Below are 24215 nucleotides of genomic sequence, written 5' to 3' on the forward strand. Positions count from 1 at the left end.
GACCGGCATCTTGTGCTCGTGCCGCCGCTGCGAAAGGATGGTATCGGGACTTATTACGTGGGTCCTTCGCTTCCCGCGGGATATTCCTGCAACGGACTACGTCCTTCCGCCCAAGCATCCAAAATCGGTTGGACGATACGCCAGGATTCTTCAGCTTCATCGTGACGAATGGACAATGTCTGATCTCCATGGATGACGTCCAGCAAGACTTGACCGTAGGCGGGAATCGTTTGCCTGACGAATTGTTTTTCCAACGCCGTTTCCTTGAGGCTGAACAGCTCATCCGCGCCGGTGACATTGAGATGGAGGTCGATGCGATCCGGGTCGAATTGCATGCGAAGTCGATTGTGCTGAACGGATGTGCCCGGTTCGAATGCCAGATGAGGCACCGGTTTGAAATGGACGACCATCTCCTGGCGGTCTCGCGCCAGCGCCTTTCCGGTACGAAGCATGAAGGGAACCCCCGCCCAACGCCAGTTGTCGATGTACAGGACGACTTTCACGAACGTTTCCGTCCGGCGCTCCGGTTTGATGCCTGCTTCATCGACATAAGCCTGGATCGCCCGGTCGCCGATTCGGCCGGCACCGTACCGCGCACGCACGGTGCGGGTATGGACCTCTTCCGCCGTCATGTTGTTCACCGCGCGCAGCACGTCCACTTTTCGGCTACGCAGGTCATGCGCATCGAGCGTCAAGGGAGGCTCCATTGCGACGTAACACAATACTTGCAGCAAGTGATTCTGCACCATGTCGCGCAACGCCCCGGCCCGATCGTAATACGAAGAACGCCCCTCCAGGCCCAGCGTTTCATCCCAAATGATTTCCACGCGACTGACATGCTCACATGACCACAGGGGTTCGAAAAGCCGGTTGGCGAACCGCAAACCCAGTAGATTCTGCACCGTTCTCATGCCGAGAAAATGGTCCATGCGGAAGATGGCGGATTCGGAGAACGAGTCATGCAACAACCGGTTCAACGCCCGCGCGGATTCCAGGTCCTCGCCGAACGGTTTTTCGACGATGATGCGGGTTCCTTCCTTGGCGGAAGTCGCAACGGCTCGGATGACCGGAGCAAACAATCCAGCGGGCAGCGCGAGATAGGCGACGATCGGCCCCTTGACCTTGCCCAGCACGGTTTCTACTTGCCGCTGGTCCGTGATATCCGCCTGCTGATATTCAAGACGGGCGATGAGTCGTCCCCGAGCCTGTTCATCGGTGTCGCTATGCAAAATCAACTGTTCCTCAACATGCCGACGAAATTTCATGCGGTCCCATGGCTCTCTCCCGATGCCCACAATAGTCGGGGCGTCCGACAGTCTGTCCGCATGGAGCAAATGGGCGAAAGCAGGCAATAAAAACCGTCCGGTCAAGTCACCGGTCGCTCCGAATATCACGAATGACTGCGTCACGATGTCTTTCGGGCGCGACAGAGGCGTCCCAAGATCACTCCGCTGGCGATGACACCGATATGGCTGAAGGCTTGGGGATAATTTCCAAGGAATGCTCCGCTCGAGGGGTCGATTTGTTCCGGAAGCAGACCGAGTGGGTTGGCCCGTGCACACAGCGACTCATACAACTCCAAGGCTTCGTCGATCCGTCCTTGTTTGGCCCAATTGTCGACCAGCCAGAAACTGCACAAGAGAAAGGCGCCTTCGTGTCCCGTCAAGCCATCCGGCGAATCCTCCAATCGATAACGATACAAGAGTCCCTTTCCGGCGCCGAGATGATGCACGACTGCCTCCGTGGTGGCGATCATTCGGGGATGGTCGGCCGGAATGACCCGACGGATGGGCAGGGCGAGCAAACTGGCGTCGAGACCTCCTCCACCGAGATGTTCGGTGAACGACTTGAGCTGCGGACTCCACGCTTCATCCGTGATGGCCCGCACGATGCGGTCCGCTTCGGTTTTCCAGCGTGACAAGTCGCAGGGAAGTCCAAACCGTTCGGCTATACGCACGCCGCGATCAAGGGCGACATGACACAAGGCCGTCGAATATGTGAACCGCCGACCGGAAGTTCTGACCTCCCAGATTCCTTGGTCCGGTTCATGCCATTCTTGTCCGGCGGCATCGATCAATCGACGCAGCTTTTCCCAGAGCGCCTCGCTCACGCCGCCATGATGCCTGGTCCATTGGTAGGCACAATCGACGATCTCGCCGAACACATCGTGTTGGCGCTGTTCAGCCGCCCCATTGCCCCAGCGGACGGGTGCGGACCGGCGGTAGCCTTCGAGTCGTTGATCCTCCGTTTCTTTCAGTGGACCATCTCCGTCGATATCGTACAGTACCCGGGGCCGTCCATCCTTCTCCACCGCATCGAGGACCCATCCCAAGAAACCCGCTGCTTCTTGCGGAAGCCCCACTCGCAGGAGCGCATAGACCGATAACGCCGCATCTCGGATCCATGCGTACCGGTAATCCCAATTGCGCACCCCGCCGATTTCTTCTGGAAGGGACGACGTCGGCGCGGCAATGATCGCACCGCTGTCGAAATGGTCGAGAAGTTTCAGCGTGACGGCCGAACGTCGGACCGCCTCTGTCTGCGGCCCGTCATAGTCGATATGCGCCGTCCAGCGCCGCCATGCGTCGCGTGTGGCGGACAAGAGATCTTCCGCCTCGATGGGATGGTGATGGTGATGTCCGGCGCTCCAACCTAGAATGATCGGGACCCGCTCCCCCGCCTTCAGATCAAGAGTGGAATCGAGACCTTGCAACGGTACGCCGGCCCGCAGTTGAAGATCGAGATCTTCCTGCTCCAGGCAGCGGAGCCTCAACCCATCGCCTCGCCGTTCAATCTTCGCCCCGCCTCTCGGCTCCAATCGGATATGCAGCCGTACATGCCCCGATATCACCTGCGCGTATCTCAACAATTCATGTCGCCCTGCCGCGACATCTTCCGTCAGATCGGCGCCGGAACGAACCGGCATGGCGTCGGTCAGGCGTACCACCCCCGTCTTGGCCCGGAGTTCGGTGACCAGAATCGCGGTGTCGGGTTCGTAATAGTGACGTGCCTCACTCAGCCCATCCGGCTGGATGGTAAAGGCCCCGCCATGGTGAGTATCCAGTATCCCGCAAAACAATGGAGGTGAATCAAACCGCGGCAAGCACAGCCATGGAATACTCCCGTCCCGCCCCACCAATGCGACCGTGGTTCCGTCCCCGATCAGCCCGTAATCTTCCAGCGGCAGATATCCGTCGGTCTGTCCGAGAGGTCCCCACTTACTTTTGATAGGATCAGTCACAGGCAGGCCGGGCTCGGATAAATATCACGCTTTCTTCGCACTCAAAACGTTTGGAACGGCCTTTTCCGAGCGCCCCAACGGATCACGATGGGGCGCTTCAATATCTCTTACCTTCCTCTTATCTTCCATGATAGCCGGGGACGGAGCCACCGCCTGAAGAAAAGCCGCCGCCGTCCATTCCGCTCAAACCTTGGACCGCCGGATCGCCTCCGGACGGACCGCCGCCGAAGAAGGGACGGTCTACACCTTCGGTGTGACCATTGACGCTGGGGGACATATCGACTGATGGACTACCAAAGGACTGGGTGTCCATTACACCGGAACTCTCCTGGGATTCACGTTCACCGGTCAATTTTCCTCCCCACGTTCCACTGAACAGCTCACTGCCGTAACTGTAAATCCCTTTACCTCCGAGGTCCGGGCGATCGGTCTCCCAACGTTCAGTAGTCTGCACGTTAAGGATGAATGAATCTTGCGCGTTCCGGCTTTCTGCAGAGTACGGCAGTCCCTTCGCTGACACGAAGACCGGCACGGCCAACCAGATACCGGTCGCCAACACACACGAACATAGATTTTTATATGTCATCGTATGACTCCTTTCAGTTCAATCACTCGACGTAACCGCCTTACAGAATGCATTCAACAGAATATTCTACTCCGTGTTTTGCTCGACCTCGAGTTTACTGACCACGTCTTTTACGCCGGCTCCGTACGCATCGACTATGGCACTGCGAATCGAGTCTTGATCCTGTACCGTTCCACTTAAGGTGGCCGTACCGTCACTCACCGAAACATCGATGCCTTTACTCTTGATAAAGGGGCTCGATTCAATATGGCATTTCACAGCACGTCGCAGTTCCTCGTCTGATTTCCATTGCCAATCCCTTATGCCGCCCAAAGGACCGCGCGATATTTCTTTTTGGCATGACTCGACAAGACCGTAAGACCAATTGTCGTCACCTGACTGTGGATAATCATACACATCGAAGTCGTCATCCGTAGCTTGCGCTCGAACCTCGGTAGGGCACGGCACGCTGAAAGCGGCTAGGACAATCCCTAGCAACATCGTTCTCATGAACATGGGTATCTCCTCCACGATAAGATGTATTCATTCAATGTACTAAGTCCTGGAACGCAACGACCATACCAATTCCACCGCCCACCGACGCAGGCAGAACGCCTGGACGGTGAATCATAACTTATCTCCACCGCAGGGAATTTTCATCGAGATGGCGTCGCGCGTTGCAGACTGGGAGAAGCAAGGATCGACATGATGTCTAGCTTCGGAACCGTTTGTCCCTCCGCAAGCCGGTCCCGCAAGACCATGACGCTATTGCTGATGGTGTGTGTGCCGACCATGGTCATGCCCATGGTCGTCGGTCTCGAATCGGCCCGCAGCTCTCACCATCGCCAGATATTCATCGTCTGTAATACGAGGGAGCTGCCGGACGAACGAGACGATCTGCCATAATTCGCGGTCGTTATGGGTCGGTCCGAACGCCGGCATACCGCTCATTTTGATTCCGTGCTTCACGATCCAAAACAACTGCTCATTGCTTCGCCGCTGGATGCGTTCGGAAGTCAGCAACGGAGGCTTGGGGTTGAGTCCTTGACGGATCGGACCAGCTTCGAGTCCGGGCGCCGAGTGACAGATGCTGCACAGACCATGATACGGCCGGAACCCTTTCATGGCCGTTTCCGGTTCGAGGCGAGGTGCCTCGGTCTCTCCCGCTCTCACCTCGATGGACCGGTCTCGAATGGTCGCCAAACTCAGACTCACGAACTCCAGGTGTGGGTCACTCGCGGCAACGTTGTAGCCGCCCGACCAGATATAGAGAGCCGCCGAAAGGATCAGAAATACCAGTGTACTCGCTACGACGGCCACATAGGAGCACCGGGCATTCCTATTAGCATCCTCTTCCATGAGACGGTCCAACCTGTTCACAAGGCATCCCGACCAAAGCCGATCGCCATGCTTCCGTGTCCTGTCTCTAGTTCACGTGTGTGTAACAACCGTCTTCCCTCAGCCGCTCCCCTGCATGGAGAGGCCCGGGATCAATTCTAAGATTGGTTCCCACTATCGCTTCCGATCATTGTCCTCCGATTCTTCAACTATCCTGTTCTGTCGGCTTTCAACGCTGGACCTAAGCCCGCCGGCTCGTCGGTTCGACATCTCCGGACGTTCGATATCGATAGTTCCGCCGGCGATCCACAGCCGGTGCGCTCTGAACAAGTGATTGTCGCCGTCGATGACCAATCGACCCCAAACAATGATTCTGTTTCCAACCTGAATATCCATGTCTTTGAGCTGCTCCACGTTGCCCAAATCCACGGTGATGGTCTTTTCTTGTTTCTGTGTCTTGAGTTGCACGATTAAGTTCTGTTGATCCCTGTCCTCGGCACCTACTTTCTCCGTCTTTTTTATCGTGCCCATGAGTTTTTGCAGGCCTTGTTCACGCTGCAAATCAGATTGCCGACCCAAACGATTCGTTGATACATCAAATCCATCATCTGCCATGCCGACAGGCGGCAACATGGCGAAGAGGACAACCGCTGCAATTCCATACAACCAAAACCGAGCCACTCTAGATCGCCGCGTCATGATCAATCTCTCTTTCTTCTGTTCCGTGAATGTTTTCCGCCCACTCGTCGAGTGAACTCACCGAGGATGCGCTTTGCCGTAGGGCTGGTCTCTATCTTCACGGACAGGATGATCGCCCACAAAGATCGATGGTTGTCGATCATCGGTCTCGGGATGGGCAGTTCTGCCATCTATTTTATATGTGCTGAGGATGATGGCCTGGGACGGTGGCCTGTACCCTTCAACAGCCGCGATTTCATGTTTCGCGGCTATGCGGCATCTCGTCCATAGTGTTTGAACAGACGAACCTCATAATCCGGCGTGATGAGTTTCGACGGATCATAAGCCGGAGCCGATTCGATGGCGTGCCGAGTGAGCGACATCGTCACCGACCGGCTCGGCCAATCGATCTGCTGAATCCGGCCGCTCTGCACCAATACTTTTTTTCCGGGCAGCCAGTTTCCCGTGTCGACCTCAACGTACCGGACGATCCAATCCTCATCATCCACCACCAGATCCTCAAGGTGACCGATTTCTCCGTCTTTTGCATGAATCCCATACCCCGTGACTTCGCTGCTGCTGCGGAGATGGGACTGTTCAGGGGAATCAGTACGCAAGGGTTCATCATGGTCCATGGCTGAAGTATCGGAATAGGGAATCGGGCTTCCCCATACTGTGGTGTCCGGCTGCCAATAAGGAGCCCAACGGAAATGCTTGTAGTAGGCTTCCTCGTAGCGGCGTGATATCGGCCTCGTACTCTCGATCGAAGGAGCTTGCTCGATCTGCTTATTGTTCAGACCGATTCGCATCGAGGCGTCCGTATCGTCGATACCCTCAATCGCAATCGGAGCGATCAATACATCGCGCCCCAGCAACCATCCTCCCGTTCTCACGACCAGGTACCGGACCGTCCAATGTTGGTCGTCGAAATAGAGCTCTTGTGCCGTGCCGACCGGGCCATCGTGACCATACAGAGTCAATTTGGCAATGTCCCGCACACGCCTGAATTGCTTCATGCCCCCTCCGATGTGGATGTGACAATAGTGGCCCGTTCGCCCGACAAGGTTCCACTGGTTAGACCCCTGGTCTCACTTGGTGGAGAGATGATTGACGGGCATTGTTGTGAACATTGCGCCGGGCTTTTTTAAGAGAAAGATGCACCGAGACGGGCGGATTACGGATCCGACTGGAGAGTGTTGTTGCAGACGATCGACGAAAGAAGGAGCGAACGGTTATGAATTAAGGGCCACGGCATTCCCCATCGACGTGTATCGGGCGATGGCGGTCACCGTGAGGCCGATCAAGACAATCCACAAGAGGAACCCCAGACCCGTCGCACCGGCGGTCGTATCTTGTCCCGGTTGAGGCGAAACGTTTATTGGGGCGTGCGTTCGGGGGGAAGGAGAAGCAGTGCCCCACACCCAAAATAGGATCAGAGTCAAGGCGATGGCCAGCGCGGCGAGCCAGTAATGTCCCACATCATCGAACTGGAACGGGACGAACCAGAGGCCACCGGCCCATATCAGGAGCGTCTGCAGTCCGCTTCTCTCTATTATGGTGTTCACGTGAAGATGGTTCGCCGTGGCCACCATGATCGAGAGCACCGCCAACGCCAAAAGAGTCGCGACAACAATTTCCACACGCTTGCTTCGTTGGGGAGCTCGCAACGATTGCGCAAGGGCTTTGAAAGGCACGGTGATCCGATCAATGACTCCCCATGCAATGGCAACCACGATCAAACCCAACAACCACAAGATAAGGATCTCAGCCATGAAAGGCCTCTCGACAGCTTCTCGAAGGTGGTCTCTTTCGAATGGGCGTCGGCTCTCACTCTCTGAAGCACTCTTGCATCATCCGATACTGTTTTCGTTTTGTACTCTCACCGGACCGGATGCGGGCGATACCCGAAAAATTGATTTTGCAAAATATGAGCCATGCACATCATACATAGCGATCAACCAATCACCTAGTTTTCCCGAGGATTCACCACACAGCGACAAACCGCTGGAGACCCCGTACAAGCCGTACTGTATCTTTCTTTCAACAGTAGGTAACAATATTGGACTGAAAGAAGGATGTTCCCTTCCGGCATCGTGCATGGTGTTGTCGCCCTGATCGATTCGATTTCTTCATCCGGATGCAGAAGTTTACGCGGCTCTCCCTGTTCCCTCCAGATCCATGCGAAACGCAAGATATTTGAGCAGATCCTTGAGGACGATCATCCCCACGAGGCGATCTCCGTCAAGAACGAGCAGCCGACTCGATCCGGTTTTGTTCATTTGAGCCAACGCTTTGATGACATCGCACTCGGCTTGCACCGTATTTTCCGACGAACAACCGGTCATGATGTCCGCTACGGTCTTATAGGGCCATTCCGATCGCGGTAAGGCGGCGATCTGCCTCTTCGAGACACAGCCCACGACCTGTGTGCCCACCACGACCGGGAACACATCATGGAAATAGCGATAAAAATAGTCATCGACCAACGATCGCACTGAAATGTCCAGTGGTACGCTGATCGGATCGCGCGACATGAACCGTGTGACCGGTTCACCGCTCAAAACCCGGTTCACGAGCATCTGCTGGTACGCTTGATCGGCGGCGCCGTACAAAAAGAAGCCGATAAGGAGATACCAGAACCCTCCCACGAAGTGACCGCTCAGGAGGTTGAACGCGCCCCATCCCATGAGCAGGATGCTGAAGGCTGAGCCGAACCGGGCCGCCAGTTTCGTTCCCCAACGAAGGTCGCCTTTCCAGGCCCACAAGGCGGAACGAAATATTCGTCCGCCGTCCAACGGAAAGGCCGGCACCATGTTGAACATCGCCAGTAGGACGTTGATGAACGCCAAGTACCCCAATATTCCATTTGCTGGTTCCGGCCAACCGATGGCTCGCCCGCCCCACATCACGGCATACAACAAGGCCGCCAGCAGTACACTGGAGACCGGTCCCGCAATCGCCATCAAGAATTCAGACTTGGGGTTCGGTGGCTCTTCTTCCATATGGGCCACCCCCCCGAATATGAGCAGCGTAATACCTTTCATCGGGATACCGAACCGCCGAGCCACCAACGAATGGGACAATTCATGAAAGATCAACGATCCGAACAAGCCGACGGCGGCAAGGATTCCCATCCCCCAGTACTGAACGGGTGTGAGATGCGTATAATGTAACGGGAAATAGCCGGTCGCCAGAGACCAAGTGATAAGGAATGCGAGAATCAACCAGCTCAGGTCCGCCTGGACTTGAAACCCCAATAACCGAAATAAGGCGACACTTCTTCCGAACATTGTTTCCTTTCCAGCTCGGCGGTTTGGCCACTGTGTTCATGACGCCTGGGTAAGGGGCCCAAGCGTTGTTGCATAGCGAAAAAGGGCGACCATGGCTAAGCCGGCCAGGAGCAGCCAGAATAAGATACTCAACCCTACCGGTGCCACAGGCTGATCATCTTCCATCCTTGGTTCAGACGGCGGTGGACTTCTCCGTCTCTTTCGCTTGGGCATGGGAGAAGCAGCGGCCCAGAACAACGCGATAAAGATGGCGACAAACAAAAACGGGACCCAATACACGCCGACCAGCGGTGGACCGACCGGAGTCAGCCATAGCCCTCCCGCCAAAATGGCGAAGAAGAACAGGAAAAACACCGGCCATGCGCCCCATCCACCCTTCTCACCGGCATACACGATCAGCGCCCACATGACGCCGAATGCCAGAAACATCGCGACAAGAATCTCCACCATAATGCCGAGGCCCCCTCGGTCCGCCTTCCCGTGACGTGACGCTGACCCGACTCATTCTCTGTTCACATGTCCGAATATTTCGCAAAACTTGAGCCAGGCCTTGATCCGTTCGGTAAGACGAACACATGTTCTAACATTCGATTTCGAAGAGGTTCTCCATGCGTAAGGGGCAATGCAGGTCCGATCGCCGGGCGAGAGCACCGCGGGGGGAGAATGTTCTTCAGACGGACAACTTGTCCACGAGGCTTGTCGATCTATCCTTCAATGGCCAACGTGGTCCGACGCTACCGAAATTCCTTGGACCAAAAGACAAAGAAGCCGTGTCGACCGGCCATCGGCGGACCTCCGCCTCGGTCGGAATAAATGCCGAAGTTATAGCTGTAGTTCACTTCTATCTGGGAACGCCATGGAGCGCCGCTCACCACGCCGGCGCTCACCGCGGGCATGGAATCCATCTCGTTGCGGATCTGCCCGCCGGGTTGAAAACGCGGCTGTTCGACCAATCCATACAGCCCACGAATGTACGGATAGAGAAAGAACAAGGCCTCGTACCGATAGGTGGCGTGCACGATGGCATAGCGCGAGGGAAACAACTCGTTGAACGCGACGCTTGGTAGGATCGGTAATGCCAGCGCCTCCCACTCATATCCGGTCGGTCGCCCCGGGAGCCGAAAGGCGGAAAAGCGATCGAGATCCTGTCCTATGCCGCCGTAAAACGTGGCGATAAAGCGATGCCGCTCGCTGTTCAGAAAGGGGATTCCCCCGGCGATGACGGCATAGCCGCTCGCTCGGAGGTAGTCCCGCTCCCGGTCGACATTCGGAGCCCCGAAGGCCACTCCCCCCCATTGTCCCCAGGTTGCGCGATGACCGTAGAAAAAATCTCCGCCGAAGGCATAGCCGCGGTGAGGCAGTTCCATCAAGTTGCGTTCCAACGCGTCATTCCGAAGTCGAAAATGGACTCGGCCTTCATAGGTATCGGTCGGCACGATGAAGTTCGGCGACGCGTCTCCGCTTTCTTTAAACCAGAGATAGCCCGGTTCATAGGTGAGGGACAGCTCGAGTGCGTTGTCCTGATGGCCGGGCGATAAGAGTCTCCGGTACGCGAGACCGAAACCCGCGAAGACATAATTCCACTGCACCTCGACGTCTCGAATAATCTGCCCCTCGACATATTCCGCTCGTCCCAAAGGGATGATCATGTTATTGAACGTGAATCGGAGTTCCCACCCGTGTGATGCACTGGAGCCCACATTCCATGCCACATCATTCACTGCGAGCGCAAAACTGCCGCGAAATCGCTTCTTGTAATCGTGTGAATGGCGCCACAGGTAAAAGGCTCCGAATGGCAAGACTTGATAAAAACTCGGTCCATTCGGAAGATACTGAACGCCGAAGCTCGCGGCGGTCACGTTCCTGCGGTCGCGGGGCGGCACCTCGACACGCTCTCCGAGCACCTTCGTATGGAATTCTTCACCGGCCAATGGAGTCGGCTGGTCATCCGCTCGAACCGAATCGATCCATAGAATCGAAATAACACAGAGGAGGATCAGCGATACGTAGGTGTGACGGGCAGGCCCACAACCATCCATGTCACTAGAATGCGGGGTGAGGACAAAGTGTCCTACTAGGGAGTCGCCTAGGCTCGATGCTCGTTTTTTACTGACCAGGGGAAGGTTGCGGAAGTTGAATCATTCAAGAGCACAAGGCGGCTGCTGTGGTGTACAGCGATATGGCATGCGTTGCACGCTTGTCTCTCCAAGATACAATTCCAAAAATGCTATCGCGCACACACCAAGATAGATGCGTGGACCAGAGAACCTGCCGTGGCATAGCTCCTGCTCTCTACTAGCGGAACTGGCTGAACAAGTACCTTCCGCCAAAGACCCGATCCGCCTGAAGGCAATGTCCGGCTAAGGGCGAGTTACCCTCAAGGAGACAATGACTCACAACCAATCCGGCATGAACGATATTGGCGCGGCTTGGCAGACGCTGATCGATCTATGGGACGCATTCCTCGGACGGCTCCCGTTCATCCTCATCGGGCTACTGGTACTGGCCATGTTCTATGTCGCCGCTCGCATGGTGAAAAGCATGGTCCGCGCTGGCGGTCGCCGCACGCAGCTCAATCCCGCGCTTGCCGATCTCTTGGGACGGCTTGTCTCGGTGGTGATAGTCGTCCTTGGAATCTTCGTCGCCGCCGTGATCGTATTCCCGACGTTCCGCCCGGGGGATCTCATGGCCGGGCTCGGCATCACATCGATTGCCGCGGGGTTCGCCTTCAAAGATATCCTCCAGAATTTCTTAGCCGGTATTCTCTTACTGTGGCGACAACCGTTTCGAATAGGTGATCAGATCCGGACAGGAGAGTTCGAAGGGACGGTCCAGGATATCAATACCCGCTCGACTAAAATCCAGACCTATGACGGAGAGCTGGTGACGGTCCCTAACATGGAAGTGTATTCACGATCGATTCTTGTGCGCACCGCCTATGAGAAGCGACGCTCCCATTTTACCGTCGGAATCGGCTATTCCGATTCCATCGAGGAAGCGCGCGAAGTGATTGCAAAGGTCTTGCGCGACACCGATGGAGTCCTGCCGGACCCCTCTCCGTGGATCCATGTCACCGAACTGGCGCCGTCATCGGTCAACCTCACCGTGTATTTCTGGACCGACGCCCACCAGACTGCCGTCCTAAAGACCGGCAATATGGTCGCCACGGGCATCAAGCTGGCGTTGGATCGAGCGGGTATCGATATCCCCTATCCTCATGAGGTGGTTTGGTTCCACGACAAGACCGATGGAAGCCGCAATAGGCACGAAGGACGCGCAGACTCACACCTCAGACCTGAGCCCCAAAGCCTTTCTCGATGAGCGATGAAGCAGGAACATGCGACTTCGCCGGCAGGCTTTAACCCGGAAAGTCACCATACAAAACCGCTTCTCCAATACCATAAGACCATAAGTTGTATTGCTACCGTGTGAACGAGCTCAGCTTCATGTCCGAAACATTTCTCCGCGCAGACATCGCAGACCGGCACAAGGCACGGATCGCATCCGGTGGTACGGACCAGGCCTCTTGTGGATGATCTCCTCCGTCGGGTCGGGAGCCATTTTATTTACACCCCGAGTCGGCTCACGGTATGGCTATGAAATGCTCTGGGCGGCCGTTGATCGTTCCGCTGTTCATGTGGACCATGATCCGGGAAGTCGGACGATATACGGTCGTCACAGGTCGGACGCTTCTTGAAGGTTGCGGCGATCTGCCGAGACCTAAAGGCTGGGCTGTCCGGCTGATCTTCATTCCTCAACTGCTCGCCGCGGTCGTCACCATCGCCGGTATTGCTGCATTGATCGGGAGTGTCTTGATGATTGCCTTCCCGGGCGAGCAACGTGGTATGGGGTGGGTACAGTGCTGTTTTCGGCGTTGCTGGTGACCACCGGTCGGTTCAAGCAATTCCAGTCGTTACGTCCTCTCTCATGATCATGGCTTCGTCGTCTTCGCCATGTTTCCGGTGCTCTATCTCCTCAATTTGGCGGGTTTGCAAGTCGTCTGACAAGATCGATGGCTTTGATCATGTTTGTGTATTCACGATAGTCGCCGCCCACTCGGATTCATCAGATTGCGGACGAGCGGTACTAACTGAGATTACTCGTCTTCACGCAGAGGAATAGGGCTATGTTCCCGACCTACACCGCTCGTCAGGGAAGAATCTGTCGGTCTTTCACTCCGGCCGGACCTTCGATGACGCGGTCGCGAGTCGTCTCAGTAATGCGGGCATCCGTCGATTTGTCCCCAGGCTGGCTCTCAGGCTGGACCAGAAGCTCGTTGTGAATCGCCACGACCTCCGGAACGGTGCTTGCAGCTTTTGTCGCCCATTCCCGTTCTTCGTTCGATTTCACAATCCCATAGAGCGTCACCTTACCATTGGAGGCTTCGACTTTGAGGGAGTCGAATCGAATTCGTCCTTCCATGCGCAGGCGCCGTTCCACTTTTGTTTCTAAGATCTCATCCCCCACCGCCTGCACGGCGGCCTGTTGTTGATCCTGGGCATAAGCCAGCTTTCCCATAAGGACAAGAAGCCATAGGATCCAAACGACCAACAATATAAATATAAGTGAGCGACCTCTACTGCTGAGCATCGATATGCTCCTCCGATATTGAAACCTTCTCTACATGTCCCAATCCATACCACCTATACTTTGCAAAATACTTTGCAAAAGGCGCACCGATGCACTCCGTGGTCGTTCCGGTTCCGACTATTCCAGAACTCTTCTTTAGAAGGTTGTTGTATGGGATATTTTGTCTGTGAACGCACACCTTATCCGCCGGTGAACAAACGCTCCCTTCCCCTATTGGCACGCGAAATCCATCTAACGAGAACGTTGGCACTCATTCTGCACATACTTTTGCGAGCATCATCCATAACCCGAGGGCTCCGTCCACATGTCTTGCAGAAGAAACGCCATCCGGCAGCTGCACAGGTCCAAAACAATAGTCTTCCTTCTTGCATGGTCCATCATGGGGTGCCACGAAGCTCCGGTGACTCAAGGTTCCCATCACCGGCTCTCCATGGCGGCAAACCAAGTTCTGGTCGTCGGAAACCGACCGAATGCCGTGGCGGCCACCGTGAGTTGGCTGCAAAACCGTGGCGTGACGCCGTTCGAGATGCCCGGCACATGGCCCATACCGACCCATCCAGAAATAACGGATACGGCGCGCAGGATCGGGGCCCACACCATCGTGTGGGTTGAACAAACGGGAGACCTGCGCGCCCCGACCGTCTCGGTGCGAGGAGTAGATCCCGATTCCAATGCCGTGCTATGGAGCGGCCAAGCCAGCGCAACGGAATATCGATCGAGTCCCACCGGCGCCCGAATCACCTGGCTGACCTGTCATGCGTTGCACGCCGCCTGGGGGGAACCACCGGAAGGAGATCGCTGCAGATGAGGTTGTACCGTCGAGGCCGCCGCCGGCTCCTCTGTCTGCTGGCCGCCGCTGCTCTGCTGGACGTCGGCGGGTGCAATACGAAGGCGAGTTCGGTCGGTGGTCCGAGGATACCGTACGAACAACTCTTGCTCACACAGTCTCTCTTCCGTAGCCTTGAGGATGCCGCCGTTCCGATCAGGCCCGGCGACTCCGTCGCCGTGGAGTTCGCATGGCCGCCTTCCCACGGTGACTTTTCCACCGACAAACTCTTTGCCGAAGCCGTCGTGAAATCCTGGGTGGCACGGCAAGGCGTGATCATCGGAAAAGACTCTCCGGCCTACCGCATGCGCGTCCTCATGCATGCATTCGGCCTCGACAAAAAAGAAGTGTTTGTCGGCATTCCGCAAATCAACAGCGGGTTCTGGCCCATCGCCGTGCCTGAGCTGACATTCTACAGTACGGTGCGACACCGCGGTTATTCGCGCCTGTCCATGGACCTCTACGACGAAGAAACCGGACGTTTGATCGCCTCCCCATCCGCGGTCGATGCCACGGTGTACCACGAGCGATACACCCTGCTGTTCATCATATCTTGGACCTCGACCGACCTCATGCCGCAGCCGCTGAATTAAGGAAAGAAAACGCGATGCTCGGTTGGAACAGCTTTTCACTCAATCATGTCGGACTCACCAAGCCGTATTGAGTAACACCCTCATGCTCACCAAGCTTTCCTGGCTGTGGGATATGATCCGAGGCAGTCTTTGGTTCGTGCCGTCGATCATGGCCGCAGGGTCGGTGACGTTGGCATTTACCGTTGTATGGATCGATCACCATGTATTGAAGGGGAAACCCGCTGAGACCGCGTTCGCGTACGGAGGAGGAGCCGATGGAGCACGGGAAGTGCTCTCCACCGTGGCCGGCGCGATGATTACCGTGGCGGGCGTCATCTTTTCGATTACGGTGGTGGCGCTCACGCTGGCTTCTCAGCAATTCGGCCCGCGTTTACTCCGTAATTTCATGCATGATCGCGGGAATCAAGTCGTTCTGGGGACGTTCATCTCCATCCATCTGTACTGCCTGATCATACTGAGAGCCGTGCGCGGGGAAGAAGCCGGCGAGTTCGTGCCGCACCTGTCGGTCTCCATCGCGCTGGTGTTGGCTCTGACGGCGGCCGGCGTGCTCATCTATTTTTTTCACCACGCCACGTCCTCCATTCGCGCGTCGAGTGTAATCGCCAAGGTGGCGCTGGACCTCGATGAGGCCATCGATAGGCTGTTCCCTCAACGTGTGAAGCGACCGGGACCCTCGCCTCCTGCAACACAGAACCCATGCGTCCCTTCGAAAACGTTCGACGGCAACTGCGCACGGATTGAATCACGTGAGAGCGGGTATCTACAGATGGTGAATGTCGAGGAACTTGTCCTCCTCGCCGCTCGGCATGACCTCACCATTCGTTTAGATTGTCGCCCGGGAGATTTCATAACCTGCGAGTCGACCGTTGCCACGATCTTCCCCGCGGAGCGGGTACTCCCGAAGGTCGGCGACACGGTATGCGAAGCACTCATCTTGGGCGATGAGCGAACGATGGTGCAAGACATGCTTTTCCCCGCGCAGCAACTCACCGAAATCGCCGTGAGGGCTCTCTCGCCGAGCATGAACGATCCGACGACAGCGTTGGCCTGTATCGATCGGCTGGGCGCCGCCATGATTCGCTTGGGCCGGCGCAGGACACCGTCTCCGTACCGATACGATGATAAAGGTCGGCTCAGGCTGGTGATCTATTCGGTATCGGAAGCGGAACTGATCGAACAGACCATGAGTCCGATTCGCCAATACGGACATACGAGTGCTCTTGTCACCATCCGGCTACTCGATACCTGCAAGCTGGTCACGGCTCACCTGACCGACAGCGAGGCAATCGCAGCGCTCGAACGGCAGGTCATGGCGATCGACGAGGGGCTTTGCGGCAGTCTCCCGCAGCAAATCGATCGTGAACAGGTGCGAGCCAAGCTCAGGACCGTTCGCGACTCGTTCGCTCACCAACGAGCTCGATGTTCTGGTTTGGTTGCTCACCAAGAATAGGGATAGCCGTGGGAGTGACGATATTCCCAACCGGACGGATATCGATAGCCTGCATACGGCCGATAGCCGGCCTTCATGCGGTCCCAGTCCCAGACCGTGACGTGTTTGAGGGCCAGCTCCGGAACCTGTTGTTGCCTCTCATCGACTGTGACGGTCGTCGTGCCCAGCACCTCCCCGACCACCGTGATACGTGTCTTATCATCGTCGAATATGGCCGGATCGGAGACCTGGCCGCTGCGATCGATCACCACGAATCGTCCCTTCGACTCGGTTTCCCGGCCGGTCGGAATCAAATCCCCCGACAGGGGAATCTGCAGCACGTGGATCACCGTGCCGTCTTGCACGCGTTCGGCAGACAGCACTTTCCCGCCCGCCAGCATGAGTTTTCCTTTATGTGTTTGAGGAGCATGTTTAATATCGGCGTATCGCAGGTCGCGATCGACCTTTCCTTCAAGCCGTTCCGGGATCACGTCCGGCCGATTACATCCGCCGGCGAACAACACCAACACCGACATCACCCCAATCGTCGGCCGATTCATGAGCCACCTTCTTTCACCCCTCCAGAATTAACGGCACCGTCCAGTCCGACGCTGTGCGGCGGTGAGTCGTACGTCGGCATCACCGACGAACATCGACTCTGGCCATCAGGCTGAGAGCCTCGACCGGGCGAAAGGATTTGGACCATACACTGCGTCATTGCTCCCTCCGGACCGACTAGTGCTCCGTTAAAAGTCTTTCGTGATAAATCCTTCGTCCCCGGATTCTTCCGCCGCATCCAACTTACTGACCACGTCCTTGGCGCCCGCCTCGTAAGCGGCTTGGATCGCGTCATTCACCGCATGTTGATCATCCAACGTTCCTCGTAACGTGACGACGCCGTTCTGTACAGTGACCCCCACTCGCCAAGCGCCGTTATCGACGGGGTTCACGTTGGGATGCCGGGCAAGCCGGTTTTTCACGTCCTCTTTCAGTTGTTGGTCGGTCTTTGTCCGCTGATTTTTCCGATGAGACCGTTGTTCGTGTGCCCTCTGCTCTTCCGCCGTCTTGAGCTTACTCACGACGTCTCTGGCACCCGCTTCGTATGCGTTTTCAATCGCACCTTCGGCGGTACTCTGGTCCTCCACGGTTCCGCGCAAAGTCACCTTTCCATCCTTGACGGAAACCTTGATGTCATCCGCATCGACGAATGGGCTCCAGAACAGCTGGTTCTCAACAGCCTTTTTCAGTTCACGATCGGACAGCCATCGCCAACTTTGCGTTCCTGTACCTGAATAGCCTCCGTCCGAAGGAGAGGGATCTCCAGGATAGATCGTCGTGTCGGGAAAGTCGTACCAATTTTGCCCGTAAAACTGCGCTTGGCTCGTCAAGATCGGAAAGATTGTGGCGCCGACAAGGACAATTCCGAGCGATACCTTTTGAAGTCTAGTCATTGTTCCACCTCCTTATGAATCAGGAAAGCATAAGTCGAGCTTCATGCTATGTCCTTGGAACGATCGGCAATCGTCCTACCCGGCGCATCCGTTTCTTCTCCCGGCTCTTGATCATGACAGCCCCGCACAGCTCCCGCATCGAGCTACGGGTTACTTGTCGTGTGAGTCGTCCTTGGACGGATTCGTTCGATGGCGAGCGGCAACCGGTTTCTCAACCTTTCGATGCCACACACTTCACACAGCACTCTCTTCCACAGGGCCCGATCTTCACGTCGTCCGATTTCCGCTTCACGATGCCTGGGCGACCGGCGACACGTACGCGGCATAGCGAAAGAACGCGGCGACGATCAGTCCCAGGACGAGCAACCAGAACCATATTCCAATACCCGTCTCGGTGGCCGGCGTATCGCTCTGCGCGGTCGATTCGGCATTCTGTATCTCAGTCCCCCGCTTTCGTCTCGGCGGAGGCGGCATCGCGACCCAGAACAACGTGATAAACAGCGCGACGAGTCCGAACGGTAACCAGTACACACCGACAAACGGGGGACCAAGGGGTGCCAACCATAACCCCCCGACCAAGATGGCCAGAAAAAACAGCAGAAGTGCCGGCCACATGCCCCATTGCCATCCACTCCTCTCACCGGCAAACGCCATCAAACCCCAGATGGCCAGGAACGCCAGGCACAACGAGATAGTAATCTCAAGCATGTACGCACCTCCTCATCTCTATCTTCCGTTTCCATGGGTCTGTTTTGTCTCGCTACCCTTGAGCGACGGTACCGACGGACCCGGCATAACGGAAGAGTCCGGCCGGACACGCACTTCGTCACGGACGGCTCTTATACGGTCCTATCTTTGATCGAGCCGTTCTGTCAGTCCATATCGGCTCTCGCCGGTGTATCCCGTCCATCGATCCGGCTCCTTTTCGTAATGGTCCGCCTTGTCGGATTGACCAAACAGCGGATCATCTCCCTCCTCATATCGTGGGTCCCGACTCTCATGCTGCATCGATCGGGCGAACTGCTCGGCTCCAAATTCCTTGAACCCCTCGTTCGCCTTCCGGATGATCAAACGTTTGATCGGACGAATATCGTGTTTGGAATATCGACCGAGTTCCCGCCCGTCGTCCAAGACGGGCAGCGCCCGACGAACGAGGCTTTTGGCCAGTCTCGGGTTATCGCTCTCCAGCGCATCGGCCGCATCATTGAGAAATCCGAGAATAGCGCATTGATCGCACCCAAACGCCTGGTGCATGAAGACGTTCTTGAAGCGGTTGCTTTCAAGAGCTCTTGCCACGTCTTTCACCCACTGAGCACTGATGTGCTCGTCGGCGGCCGGAGCCAGCCAGGGCGCCGCCACGCCCGGTATGGGGAGAATCAGGGCAATGGCGCCGAAAATTCCCATCATGCAGCCTACAAACACAATCCACTTCTTCATGATGACGGACTCCTCGATCAACTCGCCAAGCGGCGATGAGAGATTAATAATTGAAGATGCCGCTTTCTTCCGCCCCTTCGTACATCTGACCGGCATCATACTCGCGCAGCTTGTCCTGATCCTGATTGCCGTCCTGGCTGCTCATACGCGGAGAGTCGGTCGGCGGCTCGTAATAGTCGACGTACCAGTCGTCGTCGTACAATCCATCATCGAAATATCCGCCCGAATACGCCGAGGCTGATGCCATGAAGGCGGACGTCGTCATGGTCGTCAGCATGAAGAAGGATGCATAACAAAAAAGACCGATCAGCCGTTTCATTGCGGACCTCCTCTTGGTTCTTCTCCTGTCGATTGACGCAAGGTCGTACCACCGCTTATTGCTTCGGCGACTGAGATTGAGTCTCGGATGCCTTCGAAATAGACGTGACCGACCCGTCGGGCCGAACCTGCGCTTGGATGCGATCACCGACTTGCAGGCCTTGATTCAAATCCTCCGCGATCAGCAGATGCACCTCTTTCCCGCTGGGATCTCTCACGATATAGAACCCATCACGATCGATATTGAGCACCTCTCCTTTCACCAGCACTTCGCCGCTGACTTCCCGCGATCTGTTTTCGGCGGCGGCCGCTTCTTCTCCCTCCCGACCGGGCGGCATCGCCGACAAGAATTCCCGCTCGATGCGGGCCGTCTCGCCTTTGGTGGTGACTTTCTGAGCCAGGACGAACGGCTTGCCGCTCAACCTTGCCATCGGTCCTTCGACGGAGATCTCTTGTCCATATTCGAGATTGATACCTTTAAGGGCGGCTTTCTTTCCCAGATCGGCAACGACTTGTTTCCCGTCTTTCATCAGGATTCGGACGACTTGGTGGGGTTGATCGCCGTCTTTGACCTTCAACTCCTTGATAATGGCGATCTTCCCGCTCACCGCTTTCGGAGATCGGCGCGAATGTTGTGCCGGCATCCCGCGATCGATGCGGATGACCTCTCCATCGACGTTGATCTCGCGGGCGAACAGCACGCGACGGTCATTCACCCGACCCACGGGGCCGCGCGCCGCAATCCAATCGCCGGCACGAAGCTCCACACCGCGAAACTGCTTGGCCTGTCCCAAATCCGCCACGACGCGACGGCCCTGCTCCGTGTTGAGGAGAACAGCGAGATGCTCCTCCCCTTTCCCACGCACCGCCACTTTCTTGACCCGTTCGATTTCCCCACTCACCTGCTTCCACGACGCCTTGTGGTCGGTATATTTGGACGATTGTCGATCGCCCCCCAAGTTCAACGCTTCGTTCATCGATTGCTGTCGTAACGGGTGCTGACCTTTCGTGGTGTCTGATTGATCGGACCAGGCGTCGGTATGGCAGACGGCCACAAGTCCAAGACTCACCAGCGGTAACATGACACGATGTAATAACGTCGTCATGGTTATGTTCCTTTCGATGTGTTCAAGATGGAGATGAGATCGAGCTCCGCATCGGCGAAATCAGCCAAAGATGATAATTTTCGCAAGGGTCATACCAAGACGATTGTGGCGTGCGTTTGGCGCGGCCATCGACCAATCAGCTGAATTTTTTCAAGACACATCGACGCACAAGAAGGACCCGGCTCTTGGCCGGCGGACACGCTGTCTCCCTACACCGAACAACTTGTTCGTGAAGGACGGTCTATCTTGGGCAGACGTCTCCACAGCGCGGGCACCGATGTTGCGTCACGAGATTGCATCACGTGAGATGTCGCTGAAATGGGCTGTGATCTTTTTTGCGATCCCCCTCATGGCGTCTGCGTGTGGGTACATCGGACGTATGCGATGGCGGAAACCATTGCCAAATTTATCCATTAGATTTCCCGAGGATTGAAATTCGCCGCCGACGATGACTCGCAATGCGGACACCATGTGACCATTTGTCCTGCTTGGGACAGGGCGTCCCAGACCCAGGGTTGCCCTACCGAGGACATCTGCATAGTCGGAGTGAGGACGCTCCTCGAGATCATGGGCACAGACACAAGGAAGCCATGGCTCCACGATCGGACAGTACGGATGCCCCGTTTGGATGGTCATACAATCCCTCGACGTGGTCTGAGCGCCTGTGGATCGTGGGTGTGGCCTGCCTTGGGTTCGCGGTTTCCGGTTACCTGGCCCTCTACCAACTCGGCTGGGTGGAACAGGTGTGGGAACCGTTGTTCGGCGCGGGAAGTGAAACGGTCTTGAATTCGTTTCTCTCTCATCTCCTTCCCGTCCCCGACGCGGCGCTTGGCGCCTTCGCCTACGCACTTGATGCCGTGACCGGAGTCATCGGGGGACAAGCACGTTGGCGGACCATGCCGTGGATGGTCGTTTTGTTCGGCCTCGCCGTCGGTCCGTTGGGACTCGTCAGCGTCTTGTTGGTCATTTCCCAGCCGGTGCTGTTGCATGCCTGGTGTACCCTGTGCCTGTTTTCCGCGTTCATTTCGCTCATCATGATCGGGCCGGCGATGGATGAAATATTGGCGAGTCTCCAGTTCCTTCGGCGTGCTCATGAGCAGAATCGGTCGGTGTGGAAGACATTCTGGCACGGCGAAGCCATCCAGCATCGCGACGCGTCGGCGCTCGAACCAGTCCAGCCCCCCACGAGGGAGACCGGCACGGATAGTCTTCCCTTCGAAGGAATATGGAATCACTTGCTGGTCATCCCTCTGGGCGCCTGGCTCATGGCTGCACCGGATGTCATGGGGTATGAAGGGCCGGAGCGGGTCGTCGATCATATTGTGGGCCCCTTGGTGGTGAGTACGGCCATCATCGCCATGGCTGAAGTTACTCATTCCGTTCGATGGGTCAACGTCGCTCTCGGTCTTTGGTTGATGCTGGCCCCGGTATTGCTGAACTACGGCCCTTTGCACATCGGCGCACGGAGCGCGCTGATCGGCGGAATGATTCTTCTCCTGTCCTTTTTCAAAGGACGCGGCCGAGAGCGAACGGGTGGCGGCTGGTCCCGTGTCTGGACGACACCGTCTCCGACGTCAACCCTCACGACACCTGAGCGACAATGGAAGAAGGCCGGATAGGAGATCCGCGATGACCATGCTGCTTGCCGGCATTCTGCTGTTCGCCCTGATCATCACGGGGCTGTACGTCGCCGGTTGGTTCAGCACGCCCTATAGCGATGCGTTTCGGTTCGCGTTTTATCTGCTTCTTGTGCTGTTCGTGCTCACCGTCGGCTTCGCCCTATACGATCATCCCTATGAAGGATATGACCCCACGGTGAGAGTCCCATGATGCGGTCGTATTCAGGCCGAGCAGGAGGACCGATGAATCGTGTTCGTAACGGCAGGACAAAATCCGAAGTCGTCATCGTCACCGGCGCCTCAGCCGGTGTCGGCAGAGCCATCGCAAAGGAGTTCGCGGCGCACGGCGCGTCCGTCGTCCTGCTGGCCCGCGGCCGGGACGGCCTGGAAGGAGCCAGGCGGGATGTCGAACGTCTCGGTGGGCGGGCGCTGCCCATCCCGACGGATGTCGCCGACGACACGCAGGTGGAAGCCGCGGCGGATCGAGCGGAACAGGAGTTCGGCCCGATCGATATCTGGATCAACAACGCCATGGTGTCCGTCTTGTCGCCTGCCCTTCAGATGACGGCAGCGGAGTACCGACGAGTGACCGAGGTCACGTATCTCGGATACGTCCATGGGACCTTGGCGGCGTTGCGCCGTATGGTGCCCCGAGACCGAGGCATCGTGGTGCAAATCGGCTCCGCCCTCGCATACCGATCCATTCCGTTGCAATCCGCCTACTGCGGCGCCAAACACGCGGTGCAGGGGTTCACGGAATCGTTGCGCTCGGAGCTCATCCATGACGGGAGCCGGGTCCGTCTCTCGATCGTTCAATTGCCGGCGGTCAACACACCCCAATTCTCGTGGATTAAGACACGGATGCCGAACCATCCCCAGCCGGTTCCGCCGATCTTTCAGCCGGAAGTCATCGCCAGATCGGTCTACTGGGTCGCCCATCATCCTCGACGCGAGTTCACGATCGGCTTGTCCGCCGTGCAAGCCATCATCGGCGACAAGTTCGTCCCCGGACTCTTGGATCACTATTTGGCCGCCATGGGATACGAGGCTCAGCAGACGCACGAACCGGTGGATCCCCATCGTCCCAACAATCTCTACGAGCCCTTGCCCGGCGACTACGGCGCAAGAGGTCGGTTCGGCAAACGCTCCGCCGACTACAGCCTACAGGCCTGGGTCAACCGCTACCGCGGTTGGTTGGCACTCGGAGGATTGGGGGTTGCGGCCTTGTCTTCTTTCCTGACGCCAAGGAGGTCGGCATGATGAAGCCTACAACCGTTTTCCGCTCGCTTATCCTGGTCGTTCCGTTGGTCGGGATGTTCACGCTGCTGATCGCGGTGGGACAACACGTATCCGCCGGCGGCCGCCTCGTTTCCTTCGAGGCGCCGGAACAATCGTCGTCTCAACAGAAGCAGAATCGCGTCGCTCGCATGACCGAGCGTGAACAGGAAGCGTTCGATAAGTTCGTGGCTCACGAAGCGCGGTTCAAGGACCATTATCGATCGCATTTTTCGACATCCCACTATGACTACAATCAATACCGGCCGGCGTATCAACACGGTTTTGAACTGGCCCTCGACCCACGTTACCGGAAACCGGACTGGAACGGCGTGGAACCTCAAGTACGCGGAACCTGGAACGAAAGCACGATGGGTCTCTGGAATCAGTACAAGGATGCCGTCCGCTACGGATGGGAACAGGGCATGGCGTTGGAAGGGAAATGAGTCCATGAGGTTT

At 56.8% G+C, this 24215-nt stretch carries 29 protein-coding genes; 11 read left to right on the top strand and 18 right to left on the bottom strand.

The genetic code is table 11. The features are described from left to right. Positions 1-53: 53 nt before the first annotated feature. From A4E19_19915 to A4E19_19940, 6 genes are all read right to left on the bottom strand, one after another. A complete protein-coding gene (locus A4E19_19915) occupies positions 54-1409 on the bottom strand; it encodes a glucose-6-phosphate dehydrogenase (protein ID OQW32296.1) in 1356 nt (451 codons plus the stop codon). Next, positions 1406-3229 (bottom strand): glycoside hydrolase family 15, encoded by a 1824-nt coding sequence (locus A4E19_19920; protein ID OQW32331.1) that lies wholly within the window; start codon positions 3227-3229, stop codon positions 1406-1408. Before A4E19_19920 ends, A4E19_19915 begins: the two co-directional genes overlap by 4 nt. Positions 3230-3359: 130 nt before the next feature. Beyond that, on the bottom strand, positions 3360-3827 hold the full coding sequence (locus A4E19_19925; GenBank protein ID OQW32297.1) for a hypothetical protein: 468 nt from the start codon (positions 3825-3827) through the stop codon (positions 3360-3362). Between the two features lie 66 nt (positions 3828-3893). Beyond that, positions 3894-4322, bottom strand: coding sequence for a hypothetical protein (locus A4E19_19930; GenBank protein ID OQW32298.1), 429 nt, complete (start codon positions 4320-4322; stop codon positions 3894-3896). A gap of 249 nt (positions 4323-4571) precedes the next feature. Then, positions 4572-5126: a hypothetical protein gene (locus A4E19_19935; GenBank protein OQW32299.1), complete on the bottom strand. Its 555-nt coding sequence runs from the start codon at positions 5124-5126 to the stop codon at positions 4572-4574. A gap of 192 nt (positions 5127-5318) precedes the next feature. After that, positions 5319-5843, bottom strand: a complete 525-nt coding sequence (locus tag A4E19_19940; GenBank protein OQW32300.1) for a hypothetical protein — start codon at positions 5841-5843, stop codon at positions 5319-5321. A 66-nt stretch (positions 5844-5909) separates the two neighbouring features. Here A4E19_19940 and A4E19_19945 point away from each other — a divergent pair, with 66 nt between their 5' ends. After that, the gene (locus A4E19_19945; protein OQW32301.1) at positions 5910-6113 is read left to right on the top strand and encodes a hypothetical protein; all 204 of its coding nucleotides are present in this window, start codon (positions 5910-5912) and stop codon (positions 6111-6113) included. Here A4E19_19945 and A4E19_19950 read toward each other — a convergent pair. The 5 genes from A4E19_19950 to A4E19_19970 all read right to left on the bottom strand — a co-directional run bounded on the left by A4E19_19950 (position 6092) and on the right by A4E19_19970 (position 11151). Further along, complete coding sequence (locus A4E19_19950; GenBank protein OQW32302.1) at positions 6092-6838, bottom strand: hypothetical protein; 747 nt, start codon at positions 6836-6838, stop codon at positions 6092-6094. The two genes, A4E19_19945 and A4E19_19950, sit on opposite strands and share 22 nt — an antisense overlap. Before the next feature lie 216 nt (positions 6839-7054). After that, positions 7055-7594 carry a hypothetical protein gene (locus A4E19_19955; protein OQW32303.1) on the bottom strand — a complete coding sequence of 180 codons (540 nt, stop codon included), beginning with the start codon at positions 7592-7594 and terminating at the stop codon, positions 7055-7057. 375 nt (positions 7595-7969) lie between these two features. Then, positions 7970-9112 carry a peptidase M50 gene (locus tag A4E19_19960; GenBank protein ID OQW32304.1) on the bottom strand — a complete coding sequence of 381 codons (1143 nt, stop codon included), beginning with the start codon at positions 9110-9112 and terminating at the stop codon, positions 7970-7972. A gap of 36 nt (positions 9113-9148) precedes the next feature. Beyond that, on the bottom strand, positions 9149-9562 hold the full coding sequence (locus A4E19_19965) for a hypothetical protein (GenBank protein OQW32305.1): 414 nt from the start codon (positions 9560-9562) through the stop codon (positions 9149-9151). Positions 9563-9846: 284 nt separating this feature from the next. Next, positions 9847-11151 carry a hypothetical protein gene (locus A4E19_19970; GenBank protein OQW32306.1) on the bottom strand — a complete coding sequence of 435 codons (1305 nt, stop codon included), beginning with the start codon at positions 11149-11151 and terminating at the stop codon, positions 9847-9849. Between the two features lie 349 nt (positions 11152-11500). On the opposite strand from A4E19_19970, the gene A4E19_19975 reads away from it, so the two are divergent. Then, the gene (locus A4E19_19975) at positions 11501-12433 is read left to right on the top strand and encodes a hypothetical protein (GenBank protein ID OQW32307.1); all 933 of its coding nucleotides are present in this window, start codon (positions 11501-11503) and stop codon (positions 12431-12433) included. Positions 12434-12702: 269 nt separating this feature from the next. Then, positions 12703-12996 (top strand): hypothetical protein, encoded by a 294-nt coding sequence (locus tag A4E19_19980; protein ID OQW32308.1) that lies wholly within the window; start codon positions 12703-12705, stop codon positions 12994-12996. Between the two features lie 265 nt (positions 12997-13261). On the opposite strand, the gene A4E19_19985 is transcribed toward A4E19_19980, so the two are convergent. Beyond that, a complete protein-coding gene (locus tag A4E19_19985) occupies positions 13262-13630 on the bottom strand; it encodes a hypothetical protein (GenBank protein OQW32309.1) in 369 nt (122 codons plus the stop codon). 472 nt (positions 13631-14102) lie between these two features. Between A4E19_19985 and A4E19_19990 the strand changes: the two genes are divergently transcribed. The 3 genes from A4E19_19990 (at position 14103) to A4E19_20000 (ending at position 16571) form a co-directional block, all read left to right on the top strand. Then, positions 14103-14510 carry a hypothetical protein gene (locus tag A4E19_19990; protein ID OQW32310.1) on the top strand — a complete coding sequence of 136 codons (408 nt, stop codon included), beginning with the start codon at positions 14103-14105 and terminating at the stop codon, positions 14508-14510. Then, entirely contained in the window at positions 14507-15121 is a 615-nt protein-coding gene (locus tag A4E19_19995; protein OQW32311.1) for a hypothetical protein, read from the top strand. The genes A4E19_19990 and A4E19_19995 overlap by 4 nt, the downstream gene beginning before the upstream one ends. 82 nt (positions 15122-15203) lie before the next feature. After that, entirely contained in the window at positions 15204-16571 is a 1368-nt protein-coding gene (locus tag A4E19_20000; GenBank protein OQW32312.1) for a hypothetical protein, read from the top strand. On the opposite strand, the gene A4E19_20005 is transcribed toward A4E19_20000, so the two are convergent. The 6 genes from A4E19_20005 to A4E19_20030 form a co-directional block, all read right to left on the bottom strand. Then, a complete protein-coding gene (locus tag A4E19_20005) occupies positions 16559-17110 on the bottom strand; it encodes a hypothetical protein (protein OQW32313.1) in 552 nt (183 codons plus the stop codon). The two genes, A4E19_20000 and A4E19_20005, sit on opposite strands and share 13 nt — an antisense overlap. 186 nt (positions 17111-17296) lie before the next feature. Further along, a complete protein-coding gene (locus tag A4E19_20010) occupies positions 17297-18001 on the bottom strand; it encodes a hypothetical protein (protein OQW32314.1) in 705 nt (234 codons plus the stop codon). A gap of 288 nt (positions 18002-18289) precedes the next feature. Further along, positions 18290-18709, bottom strand: coding sequence for a hypothetical protein (locus A4E19_20015; protein ID OQW32315.1), 420 nt, complete (start codon positions 18707-18709; stop codon positions 18290-18292). A 141-nt stretch (positions 18710-18850) separates the two neighbouring features. Continuing rightward, positions 18851-19438, bottom strand: coding sequence for a hypothetical protein (locus A4E19_20020; GenBank protein OQW32316.1), 588 nt, complete (start codon positions 19436-19438; stop codon positions 18851-18853). Positions 19439-19481: 43 nt separating this feature from the next. Further along, positions 19482-19757, bottom strand: a complete 276-nt coding sequence (locus tag A4E19_20025) for a hypothetical protein (GenBank protein OQW32317.1) — start codon at positions 19755-19757, stop codon at positions 19482-19484. A 55-nt stretch (positions 19758-19812) separates the two neighbouring features. After that, positions 19813-20862 carry a hypothetical protein gene (locus tag A4E19_20030; protein ID OQW32318.1) on the bottom strand — a complete coding sequence of 350 codons (1050 nt, stop codon included), beginning with the start codon at positions 20860-20862 and terminating at the stop codon, positions 19813-19815. Positions 20863-20932: 70 nt separating this feature from the next. Here A4E19_20030 and A4E19_20035 point away from each other — a divergent pair, with 70 nt between their 5' ends. The 5 genes from A4E19_20035 to A4E19_20055 all read left to right on the top strand — a co-directional run bounded on the left by A4E19_20035 (position 20933) and on the right by A4E19_20055 (position 24202). Further along, a complete protein-coding gene (locus tag A4E19_20035) occupies positions 20933-21295 on the top strand; it encodes a hypothetical protein (GenBank protein OQW32319.1) in 363 nt (120 codons plus the stop codon). A gap of 157 nt (positions 21296-21452) precedes the next feature. Further along, the gene (locus tag A4E19_20040) at positions 21453-22481 is read left to right on the top strand and encodes a hypothetical protein (GenBank protein OQW32320.1); all 1029 of its coding nucleotides are present in this window, start codon (positions 21453-21455) and stop codon (positions 22479-22481) included. A 10-nt stretch (positions 22482-22491) separates the two neighbouring features. Further along, entirely contained in the window at positions 22492-22692 is a 201-nt protein-coding gene (locus tag A4E19_20045; protein OQW32321.1) for a hypothetical protein, read from the top strand. A 32-nt stretch (positions 22693-22724) separates the two neighbouring features. Continuing rightward, positions 22725-23741 (top strand): short-chain dehydrogenase, encoded by a 1017-nt coding sequence (locus A4E19_20050; GenBank protein ID OQW32332.1) that lies wholly within the window; start codon positions 22725-22727, stop codon positions 23739-23741. Continuing rightward, the gene (locus A4E19_20055) at positions 23738-24202 is read left to right on the top strand and encodes a hypothetical protein (GenBank protein OQW32322.1); all 465 of its coding nucleotides are present in this window, start codon (positions 23738-23740) and stop codon (positions 24200-24202) included. The genes A4E19_20050 and A4E19_20055 overlap by 4 nt, the downstream gene beginning before the upstream one ends. The last annotated feature ends 13 nt before the right edge of the window (positions 24203-24215 follow it).

It is taken from the genome of Nitrospira sp. SG-bin1 (assembly GCA_002083365.1).
In the GTDB taxonomy this organism is placed as follows: Bacteria; Nitrospirota; Nitrospiria; order Nitrospirales; family Nitrospiraceae; genus Nitrospira_D.